The 17,639-nt window shown below is 61.8% G+C and carries 20 protein-coding genes; 16 read left to right on the top strand and 4 right to left on the bottom strand.

The features are described from left to right. Positions 1–38: 38 nt before the first annotated feature. Positions 39–710 (bottom strand): energy transducer TonB, encoded by a 672-nt coding sequence (locus AC0V6X_RS14255; protein ID WP_486185205.1) that lies wholly within the window; start codon positions 708–710, stop codon positions 39–41. Between the two features lie 525 nt (positions 711–1,235). Here AC0V6X_RS14255 and AC0V6X_RS14260 point away from each other — a divergent pair. After that, a complete protein-coding gene (locus tag AC0V6X_RS14260; protein WP_486185206.1) occupies positions 1,236–2,072 on the top strand; it encodes a hypothetical protein in 837 nt (278 codons plus the stop codon). A gap of 102 nt (positions 2,073–2,174) precedes the next feature. Then, positions 2,175–3,488, top strand: coding sequence for a homoserine dehydrogenase (locus tag AC0V6X_RS14265; RefSeq protein WP_486185207.1), 1,314 nt, complete (start codon positions 2,175–2,177; stop codon positions 3,486–3,488). Positions 3,489–3,513: 25 nt separating this feature from the next. Here AC0V6X_RS14265 and AC0V6X_RS14270 read toward each other — a convergent pair whose 3' ends face one another. Continuing rightward, positions 3,514–3,939, bottom strand: coding sequence for a hypothetical protein (locus AC0V6X_RS14270; RefSeq protein ID WP_486185208.1), 426 nt, complete (start codon positions 3,937–3,939; stop codon positions 3,514–3,516). Positions 3,940–4,001: 62 nt separating this feature from the next. Further along, positions 4,002–4,640: a hypothetical protein gene (locus AC0V6X_RS14275; RefSeq protein WP_486185209.1), complete on the bottom strand. Its 639-nt coding sequence runs from the start codon at positions 4,638–4,640 to the stop codon at positions 4,002–4,004. Positions 4,641–4,717: 77 nt separating this feature from the next. On the opposite strand from AC0V6X_RS14275, the gene glpX reads away from it, so the two are divergent. From glpX to AC0V6X_RS14300, 5 genes are all read left to right on the top strand, one after another. Then, positions 4,718–5,764: a class II fructose-bisphosphatase gene (gene glpX, locus AC0V6X_RS14280; RefSeq protein ID WP_486185210.1), complete on the top strand. Its 1,047-nt coding sequence runs from the start codon at positions 4,718–4,720 to the stop codon at positions 5,762–5,764. Between the two features lie 62 nt (positions 5,765–5,826). Further along, the gene (locus AC0V6X_RS14285; RefSeq protein WP_486185211.1) at positions 5,827–6,273 is read left to right on the top strand and encodes a hypothetical protein; all 447 of its coding nucleotides are present in this window, start codon (positions 5,827–5,829) and stop codon (positions 6,271–6,273) included. Between the two features lie 88 nt (positions 6,274–6,361). Beyond that, positions 6,362–6,748, top strand: coding sequence for a PilZ domain-containing protein (locus AC0V6X_RS14290; RefSeq protein WP_486185212.1), 387 nt, complete (start codon positions 6,362–6,364; stop codon positions 6,746–6,748). A 156-nt stretch (positions 6,749–6,904) separates the two neighbouring features. After that, complete coding sequence (locus AC0V6X_RS14295) at positions 6,905–7,840, top strand: ribose-phosphate pyrophosphokinase (RefSeq protein WP_486185213.1); 936 nt, start codon at positions 6,905–6,907, stop codon at positions 7,838–7,840. Then, positions 7,840–8,223, top strand: a complete 384-nt coding sequence (locus AC0V6X_RS14300) for a ribose-phosphate pyrophosphokinase (RefSeq protein WP_486185593.1) — start codon at positions 7,840–7,842, stop codon at positions 8,221–8,223. Before AC0V6X_RS14295 ends, AC0V6X_RS14300 begins: the two co-directional genes overlap by 1 nt. Positions 8,224–8,227: 4 nt before the next feature. Here the strand turns inward: AC0V6X_RS14300 and AC0V6X_RS14305 are convergent, their stop codons facing one another. Continuing rightward, positions 8,228–8,707, bottom strand: a complete 480-nt coding sequence (locus AC0V6X_RS14305) for a hypothetical protein (RefSeq protein ID WP_486185214.1) — start codon at positions 8,705–8,707, stop codon at positions 8,228–8,230. Between the two features lie 128 nt (positions 8,708–8,835). Here AC0V6X_RS14305 and AC0V6X_RS14310 point away from each other — a divergent pair, with 128 nt between their 5' ends. From AC0V6X_RS14310 to pheT, 9 genes are all read left to right on the top strand, one after another. Beyond that, entirely contained in the window at positions 8,836–9,639 is an 804-nt protein-coding gene (locus tag AC0V6X_RS14310) for an inositol monophosphatase family protein (RefSeq protein WP_486185215.1), read from the top strand. 58 nt (positions 9,640–9,697) lie between these two features. Then, entirely contained in the window at positions 9,698–10,480 is a 783-nt protein-coding gene (locus AC0V6X_RS14315) for a preprotein translocase subunit SecD (protein WP_486185216.1), read from the top strand. A gap of 45 nt (positions 10,481–10,525) precedes the next feature. After that, positions 10,526–10,924 (top strand): gamma-glutamylcyclotransferase, encoded by a 399-nt coding sequence (locus AC0V6X_RS14320; RefSeq protein WP_486185217.1) that lies wholly within the window; start codon positions 10,526–10,528, stop codon positions 10,922–10,924. Positions 10,925–11,062: 138 nt separating this feature from the next. Beyond that, positions 11,063–11,266, top strand: a complete 204-nt coding sequence (gene rpmI, locus AC0V6X_RS14325) for a 50S ribosomal protein L35 (RefSeq protein WP_486185218.1) — start codon at positions 11,063–11,065, stop codon at positions 11,264–11,266. Between the two features lie 140 nt (positions 11,267–11,406). After that, positions 11,407–11,766 carry a 50S ribosomal protein L20 gene (rplT, locus tag AC0V6X_RS14330; RefSeq protein WP_486185219.1) on the top strand — a complete coding sequence of 120 codons (360 nt, stop codon included), beginning with the start codon at positions 11,407–11,409 and terminating at the stop codon, positions 11,764–11,766. A gap of 282 nt (positions 11,767–12,048) precedes the next feature. After that, the gene (locus AC0V6X_RS14335) at positions 12,049–12,960 is read left to right on the top strand and encodes a helix-turn-helix domain-containing protein (RefSeq protein WP_486185220.1); all 912 of its coding nucleotides are present in this window, start codon (positions 12,049–12,051) and stop codon (positions 12,958–12,960) included. 5 nt (positions 12,961–12,965) lie between these two features. Then, complete coding sequence (locus AC0V6X_RS14340) at positions 12,966–13,874, top strand: helix-turn-helix domain-containing protein (RefSeq protein ID WP_486185221.1); 909 nt, start codon at positions 12,966–12,968, stop codon at positions 13,872–13,874. Between the two features lie 83 nt (positions 13,875–13,957). Continuing rightward, entirely contained in the window at positions 13,958–15,133 is a 1,176-nt protein-coding gene (gene pheS / locus AC0V6X_RS14345; protein WP_486185222.1) for a phenylalanine--tRNA ligase subunit alpha, read from the top strand. Further along, positions 15,130–17,529 carry a phenylalanine--tRNA ligase subunit beta gene (gene pheT / locus AC0V6X_RS14350; RefSeq protein WP_486185223.1) on the top strand — a complete coding sequence of 800 codons (2,400 nt, stop codon included), beginning with the start codon at positions 15,130–15,132 and terminating at the stop codon, positions 17,527–17,529. The genes pheS and pheT overlap by 4 nt, the downstream gene beginning before the upstream one ends. Positions 17,530–17,639: the final 110 nt, after the last annotated feature.

Raw genomic sequence — 17,639 nt, forward strand, 5'->3', positions numbered from 1 at the left:
CCCGGCTCCCCTTGCGAACCGGGCCCTTCTAAATTCGATTAGTTCAAACGGTAAGTGATCCGCGTCGAGTACGAGCTTGAAATTGGGTTCCCGTCACGATTTTTTGCCGGGTTGAACCGCGCATAGCGCTCCATCCCGCGGCACGCTGCCTGGTCGAGCACGCTCGACCCGCTCGACGACGTAACCTGACAACCCGTTGCCCGGCCTTCCGCAGTTACGGTGACGCGAACGCCCACAGTGCCTTCGATCTCGTCAGCGAGAGCACGGCGCGGATAGTTTTCCTGGATCCGCGATGCCCAGCGACGCTCGTTCCGCGTGCTCACACCTTCCGAAAGGTCCGGTGTAACCGGAGCGGCCGGAGCGACCGGTGCCTGAGGCGGAAGCTCCAGAACAATCGGTGCCTGAGGCGGAATTTCCGTCTGCGTTTGGACCTGCGGAGGATTGACCGCAATGCTAATCGGTGGCGGAGGCGCGACCGGCGGCGGTGGTGAAACCGGCTGATCTGGCGGGGGTGGCGGTTCCTCCAACTCTTCGGGGGGCTCTGGCTCGTCGATATCGATCGTGGTGACACGCTCTTGTTCCTCAACCAGCTTCTCGATGGCGAGGCCCACAATCATCCCGAGCAAAGCCAATCCGACGATAGCAAGCGCGATGATAAGGGCGACCATCTTGGCCGGTGTTAACCCTCTTTGTTGCTCAGCGTAGGACATCCAGTCGCTTTCTCTCCATATTCAGGTCGGACAGCATCGGTCCGACACAATTCTCGCAGCTCAGCCCGATCTTTTGCCAAACGCCGATTCGCACCGGGCGCCTCAAGCAAAAGCTCCTTTGTTGTCTGGGCCGCGAATCCCAGAATTAGTTATCAGTCGGATCGTGTTTTTCGCAAGGCATCCGTCACCGCAAGCGATGAGATCCCCTCGAAAAATGCCCCGACTGTCCGTTGCTAATGACCATTTATGACAAATAGTCGACGCACCGGATTTGTTCGCTTCAATCTTGTCCCCAACCTTGATGCGAACCTTTCGCGCTTTAACGGTCATCACCTACGCAATCAAACGAATTTACGGTTCAGTTGTGATTCACTGGCGTGCGTCTGGAATGTCGTTTAGCGCTGATCGGCGACAGATTGCGGCGCATTAGAGGAGCGGATTGCGGTGCCAGTTTTACGCGTTAACACTAATTTAATCACTGATTTCAAACGGGTAAGCGCTGGGCTGGTTTGGGTGCTTGCTGGCATGTTTGCGCTGTCCATCACCCCGGTTGAGGCCATTGCACAATCCGGCCAGTCTTCATCGACAACCCAATTGTCAGCCGCTGAACGCGCGACTTATGCCGATTTGGTCGACATTGCAGAGCGCTCTGACCTGGTTTTGCGCGCAGAGATTCGCCGCCAGACTGTAGTTGAGCCAGAACGCTCCCCCGGCCTCGCCCCCGGATATGCCCGTCTTTATGTCGAAGCGCGCACGCAGGCGCTGCTCGCCGGGAGTGTCACTATCGGCGAATCGCTGGTCTATCTGGTCGATGTGCCGCTGAATGAGCGGGGCAAGCCGGACAAGTACAAGGATCGCGTGGTGCTGCTCTTCGCCAATCCGGTGCCGGGCCGCCCTGGCTCGATCCAGCTGGTCGGCAATGAAGGCATGCTTGATTACTCGCCGGCACTCGAAGCGCGCATCCGCCCGATTCTGACCGAGCTTGTCGCAGCGGATCGCCCTCCAGTTGTGACCGAGGTGCGCGAGGCACTGGCCGTGCGCGGGAACCTTGTGGGCGAATCGGAGACGCAACTGTTTCTGGGGACTGAGGAAGGCGCGCCGGTCTCAATCACAGTCCTGCGCCGCCCCGGTCAGCCGCCTGCCTGGGGCGTGTCATGGGGAGAGATCATCGATTCCTCCGCCCGCGCTCCTCAGCCAGACACCCTGCGCTGGTATCGCCTCGCCTGTGCGCTGCCCGCGCGCCTGCCCCGCTCCGCCAATCTGGCGCGCGATGCAGAAGCGCGGCGGCTGGCAGAGGTCGACTACGAATATGTCCGCGCTGAGCTTGGCCGGTGCACCCGGGCGATCACTGAGAGCGACTGAGCCGACAGCCTCCCCAAGTTTTCCTTGCTTGACGCGAGGGGCGCAGGCCGTCAGCGGTGTGGGTCTCTCTCTCTTGCACTTCAGATATGGAACACTTGAGCCTTGGACGACTTAACTCACTCTTCGACAGCACCTCTGCGCATTGCGATCGCTGGCCTCGGCACAGTGGGCGCGGGCGTCATCCGCCTGCTTGAGACAAACGCCGACCTGATCGCGGCGCGCGCAGGGCGCGGCATCGAAGTGGTCGCGGTCAGCGCGCGCGAACGCTCCAAGGATCGCGGGATCGATATCTCCAGCCTCGCTTGGGAAGACGACATGACCGCGCTGGCTGGCCGCGATGACGTGGACGTTGTGGTCGAGCTGGTTGGTGGTTCGGACGGTCCGGCCCTTGCGCTCTCCAGAGCGGCGCTGAAAGCAGGCAAGGGTCTCGTCACCGCCAACAAGGCGATGGTCGCGCATCACGGCTTGGAGCTTGCCGAAAGCGCGGAAGCAGCAGGCAGCCCGCTCAAATTCGAAGCAGCCGTGGCCGGCGGTATTCCCGTGGTCAAAGGCTTGCGCGAAGGAACCAGCGCCAACGCTCTCACCAAAGTCTACGGCATCCTCAACGGCACCTGCAATTACATCCTCTCCGAGATGGAAGAGACCGGCGCAGACTTTGCCGAGACCCTGACCGAAGCGCAAAAGCTGGGCTATGCAGAGGCTGACCCGACCTTCGACATCGAAGGCGTGGATGCGGCGCATAAGCTCGCCATCCTTGCGACCATCGGGTTCGGAGTGCGGCTCGACTTCGCTTCGGTCCAGACCACCGGCATCGTGCAAGTGCGCGCGGCAGATATCGCGCAGGCTGATGCGCTGGGGTTTGTCATCCGACTGGTGGCCGAAGCCGACGTGCAAGACGGCACGCTCCTCCAGCGCGTCCGCCCGCGGCTGGTGGCAAAGGATCACCCGTTGAGCGCGGTTGACGGCCCGACCAATGCGGTTGTGGCAGAGGGCAATTTCTCCGGCAGGCTGCTGTTCCAGGGCGCAGGCGCAGGCGATGGCCCGACCGCGAGCGCCGTGGTCGCCGACCTGATCGACATTGCCCGGCGCGAAACTGGCGCGCCTTTCTCCGTGCCCGTGGCGCAATTGAAAGCGCTCGGCCCCGCCGATCCCGGAGCGCGCGTGGGCAGCGCTTATCTGCGCTTCACGGTCAAGGACCAGCCCGGCGTGCTTGCCGAGATCACCGCAGCCATGCGCGATGCGGATGTCTCGATTGAGAGCCTGATCCAGCAGGGCCGCGAGCGCTCTGGCGGCGAAGTGCTGGTCGCGATGGTGACGCATGAAGGGCCCGAGGCGAATGTGACCCGCGCGCTTGAACTGCTTGATGGATCGGACAGTCTGACCGGCGACCCGCTGGTCCTCCCCATCCTCGATTAACTGCTTACCGCAGGGGTATTTGAAGCTAATTGCGCGCCGGCAATCCTTGACCGCGCCGCTCTGCATCTGATCCCGGAGGCGCTTCGGGCAGGGCTTCGATGTCGATGATGAGCGGCGGTTCGGCAGGCTCTCCTGGCTTCACAGTTACGGTGATTGCGATCAGCGACCCTTCGCCTGGCAGTTGGATGCCCGTCCCATCAACATTGGGCTGTTTGGGGCCTTGTGTCGCCTCGGCATAGCGGCGCTCAAAATCGCCCGCGTCAAAGCCGCTATTGGGCGGCCCCTCCAGCGAGCGGCAGACCACAATCTCCCCCTGAATGCGCGCGACATCGGCTTCCCTTTCGCATTGCTCCACGGTGAGAGCGTCGGGCGCGGGACTCCGGTCGGGAAGGGTAAGATCGATCACCAAGGGCTCTGCGGGCGTGTCAGGTTCCTCACTCTCTTGAGCCATCACCGGCGCGCTCACCAAAGCGCCAATAAGAGGAAGAGAGAGCCGTGCGACCACTTCTGGCCTTAAGGCGCATCCGGCAGTGGAGGCGCATCCAGACCCAGGGCGCGGCGGCGTTCGGCAATTTCCTCTGGCGACGGATTTGGGTCTTGGCCAAGCGCCGGAAGCCCGCGCGCAATGCGGTCGGCGTCTGATCCCTCAGGCGCTTGGGGTAGAGCTTCGACATCGATGATCAGCGCGGGGGGAGGGACGCCACCGATGCTGATTGCATTGCCATGATTGGGAATGCCGAATGTGTTGACCGGCTGGCGGCCTTGCGTGCGGGCGGCGTATTCGGCCTCCCACTCTTCCTTGTTCCACGATCCGTCGGTGGCGGTGCCCAATTGGCGGCAGACGACGATTTCGTTGGCGATCCGGGCGGCGTCCGCCTCTTCCTCGCAATCCTCTTCGAGCAGGCGGTCGGACTCGTCCTTGGGCACTGTCACGGTCAGGTCGATGCCGGTAAACTGGCGTCTGGGTCGGCGCGGCGGCTCTGTAGGAGCTTCCGCCGTTTCGGCGCTACTTTCGCCGTCCTGCGTCACACTTGAGTCATCTTGAGCGGCCACGGGTGAGGCGAAGACGACGCTAGCCGCCATTCCAATCGACGCCGCAGACGCAAACCATCCGCCAAAGACTGGTGAGAGGTTGGCGGCTTTGCTCGACAAGAATGGCTCCCTCAGTTTAAGCGCCTCGTCAGCAAAGCACTGGCTAGAAGCCAAGCCCTACAAGGACTGAATTCGGCATGAACACCACAAACGACGCAACCCTTGGCACAGATGTGCTGGCAGCAAAAGAGCAAGGCGATGAAAGCGCGATCGACCGCGTGCTGGTGCTCGAAATGGTGCGTGTGACCGAAGCGGCAGCTGTGGCCGCGGCGCAATTGATCGGGCGCGGGGATGAGAAAGCCGCTGACGCCGCTGCGGTGGAAGCCATGCGCCGCGCCTTCGACACGCTCTATATGGATGGCACAGTTGTGATCGGAGAAGGCGAGCGCGACGAGGCTCCGATGCTCTATATCGGCGAAGCGGTCGGCGGCGCTCCCGGCAAAGGCCCTAAGATCGACATCGCATTGGACCCGCTCGAAGGGACCACCATCACCGCCAAGGCTGGGCCCAACGCGCTCGCCGTGCTGGCGGCGGCGGAGAAGGGCGGGCTGCTGAATGCGCCTGACGTCTATATGGACAAGCTGGCGGTGGGACCGGGCCTGCCCAAGGATGTGATCGACCTTGCGAAATCCGCGACAGAAAACGTCAAGGCGGTTGCCGCTGCCAAGGGGCGCGAACCTGCCGACATCAATGTCTGCGTCCTCGACCGACCGCGCCATGCTGACTTGATTGCCGAGCTGCGCGAGCTGGGCTGCGGGGTCTACCTCATCGGCGATGGCGACGTCGCAGGCGTGATTGCCGTGACCGATCAGGACACGGGCATCGACATGTATATGGGCCAAGGCGGCGCGCCCGAAGGTGTGCTTGCAGCTGCGGCTCTGCGCTGTGTCGGCGGCCAGTTCAACGGGCGTCTCGTCTTCCGCAACGACGACGAGAAAGCGCGCGCGAAGAAGTGGGGCATCACCGACTTGGGGCGCATCTACAAGCTCGAAGACCTCGCCAAGACCGACTGCATTTTCGCCGCGACCGGAGTGACCGACGGCTCGCTGCTCGACGGGGTGAAGAAGCGCAGGAAGTCGACCGGCGCAACCATCATGACCACCGACAGCGTGGTGATGCGCGCCAGTTCAGGCACAGTCCGCTGGATCAAAGGCGAGCACCGGATCGAGGACCATCGCAGTTGAAGCTAAGCGAATACATCGTTGGGCGACGGGTGCGCATGTGGTCGCCCCGGCCCAAGCAAGATGTGATTGACGCGATCAATGCCGGGGCGGGATCGATCTTCGCGCCGTTCTTTCATGGAGTTGCCGGCGGCGTGTATCTTGGCCAAGCACGCCTCGGCTGGTCGATCCCTTTCGTTGAGAACGGATTTCGCCCAACCTTTGTGGGGAACCTGACCGAGACCACTGAGGGCACTGTTTTGACAGCTTCGTTCGGGATGGGCCTCTGGCTGCGCATCTTCTTCTCGATGTGGTACTTCCTACTTCTCGTAATCACTATCGTTGCTGTGTTGGGTGGTTTTGAGACTGCCCAACAGCCGGATGCCAGCTTGCCTTTGCTGTTTTTTATCCCGGTCTTTGCAGTGGCGCCTTTCGCCTTTCACTATCTTTTCAACTGGAACGCCGACAAGCACTACGCCGCGATCATCGACTTACTCGAACGCGAGGCGGGTTTTCAGCGGGTCGATTATTGATCGCAGCACTGCGCCGTGCGCCGCCTAGGTAGCCAACCCTAGCCACCCCTCAACGCCCCATCACCCATGACGCGTGCATAGCGAGGCAATGTCCAAGCCTCTGCCCGCCTATAAGCCGATGTATGGCGACGCGCACCGCCGCGCCGCTGCGCGATTGCGGCTGGCCGCGCCGGCTTATTTCCTGGGCTTTGGCGGAAAACAGAATGCCACCTTGCTCGATATCTCCCAGACCGGCGCCAAACTGGCCTTTGGCGAACCGCCAGAGGGGGAAGCGGGCTTTATCCATTGGATGGGCTATAAAACCTTCGGAGAGCTGATCTGGCAAGACGGGCTTTATGCGGGCTTTCAGTTCGATGAGGAGCTGCCCATGGACTGGCTGATCGACACTCGCCATCGCTCTGAGCAAATCGACATCGAAGAGCGCGCCAAAGTTGTGCGGGCCGCACGCGAGTGGGTTGGGGGCGCGCGCATATAGCCCCCTTTTTGCGGTCGCCCATGCAGTCGCCCATGCAGTCGCCCCTGCAGCCGCCAATGCGCAAGACCTGACGACAACCAGCAATCCACGTGTTGCAATTGCATGACGCTGAGCTAGGCGGGACAGATCAGCAAATCGGGTGAGGATTCGCGTACAATGAAGATCATGTCGGGCAACTCCAACTTGCCATTGGCGCGGGCGATTGCCGCCTATCTCGAAATCCCTCTGACCGATGCGAGCGTGCGTCGCTTTGCGGATGAGGAAATCTTCGTTGAGATCCACGAGAACGTGCGCGGCGAAGACGTCTTCCTGGTTCAACCGACGAGCTTTCCGGCCAACGACAATCTGATGGAGCTGCTGATCTGCATCGACGCTTTGCGGCGGGCCTCAGCGGCGCGGATCACAGCGGTGGTGCCCTACTTCGGCTATGCGCGGCAGGACCGGAAGCCCGGACCCCGCACGCCGATTTCGGCCAAGCTGGTTGCCAACCTCATCACAGAGGCGGGTGCCGACCGCGTGTTGGCGGTGGACCTGCACGCAGGCCAGATCCAGGGCTTCTTCGATATTCCAACCGACAACCTCTACGCAGCGCCGGTGATGGCAGCGGACATTCAGGCACGCTACGGCGATCAGGACCTGATGGTTGTCTCCCCCGATGTGGGCGGCGTGGTGCGCGCACGGGCGCTGGCCAAACGCCTCGACAACGCGCCTCTGGCCATCGTCGACAAACGCCGCGATCGTCCGGGTGAGAGCGAAGTGATGAACATCATCGGCGACGTCTCTGGCCGCCACTGCATCCTGATCGACGACATCGTCGATTTCGGTGGCACCCTGTGCAACGCGGCTGAGGCTTTGCTGGAAGGCGGAGCGAAGTCGGTTGCGGCTTATATCACTCACGGTGTTCTCTCAGGAGGAGCGGTGGCCCGCATCACGGGCTCAAAGCTCAAAGAGCTGGTCATCACCGACTCCATCCGCCCGACCGAGGCGGCGGAAGAGTCCGACAAACTCCGCATCCTCACCATGGCTCCGCTGGTCGGTGAGGCTATCCGCCGCATTGCGGATGAAAGCAGTGTAAGCTCGCTCTTCGATTGATGTTTGACCCGGAGGAAGTCCGGGAACTCCTCATCGGAGCAGCCCGCGCGGGTAATGCCCTGACTTACTCGCAGATGCTGAACCTGCTCGGCTACGCCTTCTCGCGGCCCAAGATGAGAGCGCTTTGCAAGGTGCTGGACTTTATCGACCAAGACGGACGTGTTGCGGGCGAGCCCGACCTCGCGATCCTCGTTGTGCGCCAGTCGGACGGGCTGCCGGGCCAAGGCTGGTTCGTCGCGCGCTCGCACTTGTCCGAGGATATGGCCAAAGCCATCGACCACAAATGGCCACTCGATTGGGAGGGGGCGGATGCGAAGACCTTTGTCGCCCTGCATCAGCAATTGGCGTTTAAGTACTGGCGTGATCCCGACGCGGCGTCATAACGCTTTATGTGTCGCAGCCAAACTCCGAGCGCTTTGCCCTTACCGAGTCAGCAAGGGCAGCCACGCGATCCTTATAGCCTTCAAGTCGTTCCAGAAAAACCGTGCTTTGATCCTGTGATTTGCCTTCCCCCCGCAAAATGGCCATTCGGGTTCGCACCTTGCCAATGGAGAGCGCTAGAAAGGTCATTTCGCGGCAGCGGCGCGCCGGACTTCGCGTCGCGAATTCTCTGGTCCTCGCAAACGATTCTCGCGCATTCATGAAGGCCGCTTCAACCTTTTCGCGGTTCTCTGCGCAGCAAGACCAAAGCACCATTGCGGTAGTGTAGGACACCCGGACCCGTTCCAGCTCGGTAGAGACGCCATCAAGCCAATCGTCGAAACTGCTGTTCTGGGATTGGGCCGATTGGGCCTGGGCTGCTTGGAAATGAGCTGGCGCTGCGAATCCCAGACTTGCTGCCATCAGGCCGGATATGATGAAGCGCATGACGGTCTGTTCCCCTGCTGGTTCGGAAGCGAAACGTAGAGCGGAACTGTGACGCTGTCCAACCTGCGTCTGCGCGTCGTTCGCGTGGTGTCTTGCGGGTCTTCGCCTGCTTAAGTAACGCGCTTCTCATGACACCCAAAGACGTAGAATTCGCCAACCGCCTCGCCGATGCCGCGGGATCGGTCATCCGCCCGCTGTTTCGCGGGGACTTTGCAGCGGAGACCAAGGCGGATTCCTCCGCTGTCACCGAAGCCGACCGGGGCGCCGAAGCTGTCATACGCAAGATGATCGAGGAAGAGCGCCCGGACGATGGCATCATCGGTGAGGAATATGGCACGCATAATGAAGGCGCGGGCCGGCAATGGGTGCTCGATCCGATTGATGGGACGCAGAGCTTTGTCGCGGGCCGTCCGATCTTCGGCACGCTGATTGCGCTGATGCAGGATGGCTGGCCGGTGCTCGGCATCATTGACCAGCCGATCCTGCGCGAGCGCTGGGTCGGGCGCATCGGAGAGGGCACGACCTTCAACGGCACGCCGATCAAGACACGCCCCTGCCGCGCGATAGAGGGGATGAGCTGCGCGACCACCAGCCCCCATTGCTTTGACGCGGATCAAGCCGATGCCTGGCTCAACATCGTCACCAATGCCTATCCCAAAATGCCTTTCCCGATCTATGGCGGCGACTGCTACAATTACGCGCAGTTGGCGAGCGGGCATATCGACCTTGTGATGGAGGCCGGGCTGAAGCTGTATGACTACGCAGCGCTTGTGCCCGTCGTCGAAGGCGCAGGCGGGATGATGAGCGATTGGCAGGGCAATCCCTTGGATGCAGAGAGCGACGGGACCGTCATCGCGCTGGGCGATCCGGCGCGGCTCGAAGATGTGCTGGCGGCAATGGGTGCTTCGGGCGGAGACCACCACGATCACTGACACCGGGCCGACAACCGCACTCTTGCATTGCGCCAGCGTTCCCCGCATCAAAGTGCCCATGTCGCAGTTTTTCCAACGCATCCTCGCCCTGTTCGCAATTGCCTGTGGGGGCCTTTCGCTCGCCGCCTGCGACACTGCGAGCTTCACCGGGCCGAGCGAGCCGACACATCAGTTCGTCCTCCAGGCTGACCTCTCCGAAACAACCACGCCGGAAGAGCAAGCGAGCGCAATGGATGCCACCATCGCCGTGCTGGAAGGAAGGCTCGCGCAGATGGAGACGCCCGCGCATTCCATCGCGCATCAGGGGGAGGGCAAGATCCTGCTCTCCACCATCGGCTATGACAGCCCGCAAACTCTGCGCGCCGCGATTGGCCAGCGCGGAGAATTTGAGCTGCTGGTCGTCGATCCGCTCTCCAGCTCCGTCGATGCAATGGAGGGGAGGGTCAATCCGGGCAGCAAGCTATTGCCGCAGGCAAACGGCGACATTCCGATTGCGGTCAAGCGGCTGGGCGGCCTGTATGGCGATATGATCGACGAGGCGACGCCCGGCATTGATGCCTATACAAATGAGCCCATCGTCAACATCCGCTTCAACGAGCGTGGGGCGGAGAAATTCGCTCGGATGAGCACCGACAATGTCGGCAACCCCATCGCCATCGTCATCGACGGTGTGGTGGTGAGCGCCCCTATCATCAACGAGCCGATCCTTGGCGGCCAGGTGCAAATCTCTGGCGCGATGACGGTGGAGGAGACCAATGATCTGGCCGTCAGTCTGGGCTCTGGCGCGCTGCCGCTCGATCTCGAACTGGTGTCCGAGCGGGCGATCCTTCCCGAGAAGTGATGGCGCAGCCCTCTCACCTCTTCTTCTACGGGGTTTTGCAAGAGAATGTCGCGCGCTGGCCCTTCATGGAGGGGATCGGACCGGGCTTTGCTGCCCACATTTGATGCCCACACAGGGGGCCTGCTCTACGCCATCCCCTCGGGCTTCGAATTCTATCCTGCGCTGATCCCCTGCGAACCATCACTCGATGTGGCGGAGGCGGTGGTAGTGCAGGGGCGTATCCATGAAGTCGGCCTTGTCGACCTCGCTGAGATCGACGCGTTTGAAGGGGCGGACTATGAGCGTCAGCCTCTGACGGCCCGGCGCGCGGACGGGTCAGGCACTATATCAGCGGACACCTATGTCTGGATTGCTGAGCTTCCAACGCGGGCCGAGTTGATCGAGCATGGCGACTTCGCCCGCTGGCTCGCGGAGACCGGCAACCGCGCTTACTCGGGTGGGTAGGCGGCCCCTCAAATCGCTTGCTTTCCTCCGGTGTCAGCCCTATGTGGCGCTCCTTCAACGACACGAATCAATCAGCTGGCCTGGCGACAAGGGCTGCCAGGGCTGGCCCAAACGTGTCTCTGATCAAAGGAGATGAAAATGCCCAAGCTTAAGACCAAAAGCGGTGTGAAGAAGCGCTTCAAAATCACCGCAACCGGCAAGATCAAGCACGGCGTCGCTGGTAAGCGTCACCGTCTGATGAGCCACAATGCGAAGTATATCCGCCAGAACCGCGGCACGAGCGTTGTCTCGGAAGCCGACACGAAGACGATCAAGAAATGGGCCCCATACGGGTTGGATTGATTAGTTAGCTGCTCCGGCCCGTCTCCCCCGCCCAGCCACCCGATATAGCGTCGGTGGACCATCGGGTGGCTGGGCGGGGGAGACGGGCTGGCGCAGAGGTCAGGCGGATGCCTGGCCGCACCAGACAAAAGGATACTACTATGCCTCGCATTAAACGCGGCGTGACAACGCGCCAAAAGCACAAGCGTCTTCTCGAACAAGCCAAGGGCTATCGCGGTCGCCGCAAGAACACCATTCGCATTGCGCGTCAGGCCGTCGAGAAAGCCGGCCAATACGCCTATCGCGACCGCAAGGTTAAGAAGCGCAGCTTCCGCGCCCTGTGGATCCAGCGCATCAACGCCGCTGTCCGCGCAGAAGGTCTGACCTACTCGCAGTTCATGCACGGCGTGAAGCTGGCTGGGATCGAACTGGACCGCAAAGTTATGGCCGACCTCGCCATGAATGAAGAAGCGGCGTTCAAAACGATCATCGCTCAGGCGAAAGCCGCGCTTCCGGCGTAATCGCCAACCGCGTAAGGCTCACCCTCCTACCGACCCGTCCGGGCGGTTTGGAGCGATCATTACAAGAAGGGGCTCTGGTGCAAATGCGCGCCAGAGCCCCTTCTCGTTTCGCCTCCGATCTTCGCTTCACCGCAGAGATCACTCAGGCCACTTGTAAGAAGGCGACATCATTCTTGTATCTGCGCGACATTTCCGGCACATCGTGCGCCCATGGGGTATGGTGGGGACATAACAGGTGAATGTGGGGCCGACGGTGCAAAGGCAACCGATGGCATCAGCGGCGTGCGCCATTCAGTGCAAGGCCGCTTCTTCCCGCCGCCAGAGCAGTTCGAAGGCTGCTTCACCACCTTCTACCATCTCGAGCTGGATATTGTCGGCGAAGCGAGCTCTGAAGACAGCAAGCCTGTGGTGGAGGATTACCTCCAACCCGAATGGGCCAATCTGCGCTTTTTTGGCGGGGCCTGCCCAGCTTCCACGATTGGCGAGACGCAAGTAACCGGAGCACGTTTTGGCGTGACCGGGCCAAGCTCGCTTCCGTGTCACTTCCTGCTTGGCCCCTCGCGCATGTGGGGGATCGGCCTGCTGCCACTGGGCTGGGCGCGGTTTGTCGAAGGCAATGCTTCGGACTTTACCAACACCGCATTTGACGGCGCTTCCAATCCTGTTTTCGCGCGCTTCGACGCCATGTCGGATGTGCTGTGCAATCCCGAGATCGAGATGGAGGAGCAGCTCGCCTGCATCATCTCGACCATGGACGAATTGATGAAACCGTGCCGGGATGAGGCGAAGATCATGCGGGTTCACTCAGCCCTCGTCAGCGGAGAATATGTCGCGGTCGGCGATCTGGCGAATGCGTGCGGGATGAGCATTCGGACGCTGGAACGGGTCTGCCACCGCTATTTCGGCTTCACGCCCAAACTGTTGATGCGGCGGCAACGCTTCATGCGGTCGCTCACCAACTTCATGCTCTACGAAGCGAATAAGCGCGCCGGTCGCTGGACCGAGGCCATGGACGAGGAATATCACGACCAGGCGCAGTTCACGCGTGAATTCTCTGAGTTCATGACGATGACGCCGAGCAAATATGCCAGCCTCGACCACCCGATCCTGTCGGCCTTTATGGAGGCGCGCGCACGGATTTGGGGCAGCGCTGCGCAGACCCTGGATCAGCCTTCGCGAGACGAGGACGGCTAAACGGTATGCACGCGCAATCCGGCAGTGCAGTCACGATCCGCTTTGCACTGCCATCGGCTGAGCTGCGGCCCTATGTGACGACCTATTACTACACCCAAGTCGTTGCCTCACCGTTCGAGCCGGTGCTGGAGGACTATCTCCATCCTGAATGGGCGAACCTGCGCTTTGCCGATGCGGGCTGGGCGAAAGGCGCGATTGGGGAGCAACCGCTCGCCTCAACCCCCGCCTTCAATGTCACAGGCCCAACCAGCAGAGCGGTGCGGTTCCAAGTCATCTCAGGTCGCAGCTGGGGCATCGGTTTGATGCCGCTGGGCTGGGCGAGCCTGTTTAACACCAGCGCCAGCGGCTACGCCGACTGCGTGACCGACGGGAATGAGGATGACGCTTTTGCCGCGTTCCGCCCGCTCTCGGCTGAGCTGGCGCAATCCAGCGGGGACTTTGCTGAAGAGCTTGCCATTATCGAACGCCATATGGCGCGGCTGGTCCCTGACCCGCGCGCACAGGCCGGGGCGGTCGAACGGGTCAATGCCGAGCTGATCGACCCAGAGCTTGCGACGGTTGGCGAACTGGCTGAGCGGGTGGCGATGAATGTACGGTCGCTGGAGCGTCTCTCCAAACGCGCCTTTGGCTTCACACCCAAATTGCTGCTGAGGCGTCAGCGGTTCCTGCGCAGCCTTGCGCAATTCATGCTCGACCCTTCGCTCAAATGGCTCTCTGCGCTGGACTATCAATATCACGACCAGGCGCATTTCGTGCGTGATTTCAAGCGCTTCATGGGGATGAGCCCCACAGCCTATGCGAAGCTCGACAAGCCGCTGCTGGTTGCGGCGGCGCGCGCACGGATGGCGATTGCGGGGGAGGCGGTGCAGGGCCTTCATAATCCTCGGCATGACCCTGTCCGCTCAGGCGATTAGCCGCACCTTCCTTGCGCAAAGGCGGCGATTGCACCGCAGGCCAAATAGCGCTAGCGGACGCGCTCATTCTACAGGCCTAGACAATGACCGATTTGACCAACCAGAAAGACGCCAGTCTTGGCGCAATCGCTGCCGCTGAGACGCTGGATGCGCTTGAAGAGCAACGCGTCGCCGCGCTCGGCAAAAAGGGCTGGGTGAGCCTTGCCCTTAAGACGCTGGGCCAGATGAGCCCGGATGAGCGCAAGGACGCTGCTCCCGCGATTCAGGCCGTGCGCGCCGAAGTCGCCGATGCGATCGAGGCGAAGAAGGCGGCTCTGGAAGCAGCCGAGCTCGAAGCGCAGCTCGCAAGCGAAACCATCGACCTTACCTTGCCGGCACCGGACATGCCGCAGGGCTCGATCCACCCGGTGAGCCAAGTGATGGACGAGCTGGCCGAGATCTTCGCCGATCTGGGCTTTGCAGTCGCAACCGGTCCCGAGATCGAGGATGACTGGCACAACTTCACCGCGCTCAACATGGATGAAAGCCATCCAGCGCGTGCGATGCATGACACGTTCTACTTCCCGGATGCAGTCTCCTCGAACATGGCTGGGGCTTCTGCTGACACCGCTTCAGCCGGAGGGGGTTCAGCGATGACTGATCGCGATCATGCGCAATCGTTGAATATGCTGCTGCGCACGCATACCTCGCCTGTGCAGATCCGCTCGATGAAAGAGCAGGGCGCGCCGATCCGTCTTATCGCGCCGGGCCGTGTCTATCGCTCTGACAGCGACGCGACGCACACGCCGATGTTCCACCAGGTCGAAGGGCTTGTCGTCGACAAGGACATCCACCTCGGCCACCTCAAATGGACGCTAGAAACCTTCTTCAAGGCCTTTTTTGAGCGCGAGGATATCGTCCTGCGACTGCGCCCTTCCTACTTCCCCTTCACCGAGCCTTCGGTCGAAGTTGACGTCGGCTATTCCAACGAAGGCAACCGCCGCGTGGTCGGCGGCCATGGCGATGCGGACGGCCATGACTGGATGGAGCTGGGCGGCAGCGGTATGGTCAATCGCCGCGTTCTGGAAATGGCGGGCGTCGATCCGGACGAGTATCAGGGCTTTGCCTTCGGCCTCGGCATCGACCGCATTGCCATGCTCAAATACGGGATGAACGATCTGCGCGCCTTCTTTGACGGCGATCCGCGCTGGCTGTCGCATTACGGCTTCTCGCCCTACGACCAGCCCACGCTTTCTGCAGGTGTAGGAGCGCGCCCATGAAATTCTCTGTCACATGGCTCAAAGACCACCTCCAGACCGAGGCGTCTTTGCAAGAAATCCTCGACGCGCTGACCGCGATCGGACTTGAGGTTGAAGGCGTGGAAGACCCCGCCGAGCGTCTTGCAGGCTTCACCGTCGCGCATGTGCTGACGGCTGAGAAACACCCGGACGCCGATAAGCTACAAGTGCTCACCGTCGACACCGGAGAGGGCGACCCGCTGCAAGTCGTCTGCGGTGCTCCCAATGCGCGCGCAGGGATGAAAGGCGTGCTCGGTCAGCCCGGAGCGGTCGTGCCATCCAACGGGATGGAGCTGCGCAAGAGCGCCATTCGCGGGGTCGAGAGCAACGGCATGATGTGCTCCGTGCGTGAGCTGGAGCTGGGCGAGGATCACGACGGGATCATCGAACTGCCTGAAGACGCGCCGGTCGGGCACTCCTTTGCCGATTACCACGGCTCCTCGCCGATCATCGACGTCGCGATCACGCCGAACCGCCCCGATTGCATGGGTGTCTATGGCATCGCCCGCGATCTGGCGGCGGCGGGATTGGGCACCTTAAAGCCCATCGCCTTCCCGAAGTTTGAGGCTGCGGGCGCTTGCCCGGTCGAAATCCGCACTGACGATCCCGAGGGCTGTCCCGCCTTCTATGGCCGCGTCATCAGGGGCGTCACAAACGGTCCGTCGCCCGATTGGCTGCAACAACGCCTCCAGAGCGCGGGCCAACGCCCGATCTCGTTGCTGGTGGACCTCACCAACTATCTGATGCTCGCCTTCGGGCGTCCGGCGCACGTCTATGATCTGGCGAAACTGTCAGGCGCGGTCGTGGCTCGCCGCGCGAAGGCGGGGGAGCAGGTTCTGGCTCTGAACGAGAAGACCTACACGCTTGACGAAAGCATGGTCGTGATCGCGGACGACATCGAAGTCCACGACATTGCGGGCATCATGGGCGGCGAGAATTCCGGCGTGCAGGATGGCACCACCGACGTCCTTCTCGAGATCGCTTACTTCGATCCGCCGCGCATTGGCGTGACCGGTCGCAAGCTGGGCCTTGCGTCTGATGCACGCACGCGGTTCGAGCGCGGGGTTGATCCTGAGTTTCTGGAAGGCGGCCTCGACCTCCTCACCGGCCTGATTGTCGAGCTGGCAGGCGGAAGCCCAAGCGAAATGGTCGCGGCTGGCTCCCCTCCGAGCGAGGCGAAAGTCGTGCAGTTCGACCCGGCAATGACAACGAAGCTGGGCGGTGTGGAAGTCCCAGAGGACGAGCAACGCTCGATCCTCGAAAGCCTCGGCTTCAGCGTCGGTGCAGATTGGCAAGTCACTTGCCCGCTGCGCCGTCACGACATTGAAGGCCCTGCCGATCTGGTCGAAGAAGTCGTTCGCATCCACGGCCTCGACAAGGTTGAGAGCGTTGCTCTTCCCCGCATGGATGGCGTGGCTCGCCCGACCGCGACCCCGCAGCAGTTGATGGAGCGCAAAGTGCGCCGGGCTGCAGCTGGCAGCGGGTTGGACGAAGCAGTCACGTGGTCGTTCCTGCCCGAAGATGCGGCTGCGCATTTCACAGCAACTGACGATCTGTGGAAACTCGACAACCCGATCAGCGAGGACATGAAGGTGATGCGCCCCTCGCTCATTCCGGGCCTGCTGATCGCCGCCAAGCGCAACGCCGACCGCGGCGCAGGCGCGACGCGCGTGTTTGAGCTGGGGCGGCGGTACTTCCGTGGGAAAGATGGCATGAGTGACGAGCGCGCGACGCTAGGCGTGGTGCTGTCCGGTGAGAAGACCCCTCGCGGTTGGGCTTCGGGCAAAGCCGTGCCGTTTGACGCTTATGACGCGAAGGCGGCGGCGCTGACCTTGCTTGAAGCGGCGGGCGCTCCGGCGGACAAGCTGATGGTGATGGGAGAGGCTGGCGAGCAGTTCCACCCCGGCCAATCGGCGACCTTGCGCCTTGGTCCCAAGAATGTGCTCGCGCGCTTCGGCATGCTCCATCCGGCGACGCTCAAGGCGTTTGATCTTGATGGTCCGGTTTCAGCGGTCGAGCTGTTTCTCGACGCAATTCCGGCGAAGAAGGCGGGTAAGGGTCCGGTCAGCTTCGCACGGCCCAGCTTCACGCCGCCCGCGCTGCAATCGGTGACGCGCGACTTCGCCTTCGTAGTGCCTGCCGAGCTGGCCGCAGAAGACCTGCTCAAAGCGGTGCGCGGATCGGACAAGGTCAACATCACAGGCGCGCGGGTTTTCGATGTCTTCACCGGCGGGAGCTTGCCCGAGGGCAAGAAGTCGCTCGCCATCGAAGTGATGCTCCAGCCGCAGGATAAAAGCTACAAGGAGGCCGACCTCAAGGCGATCTCCGATGCGGTTGTTGCAGCTGCGGCCAAGCTCGGCGCTGAACTGAGGGGATAGGCAAAACCGTCACCCTGAACTCGTTTCAGGGTCCATCACCAGCGCATCGCCAGCAATGTTGAACAGGCGATGGATGCTGAAACAAGTTCAGCATGACGAGAAATGAAGAG

This window comes from Erythrobacter sp. S267, assembly GCF_057365045.1.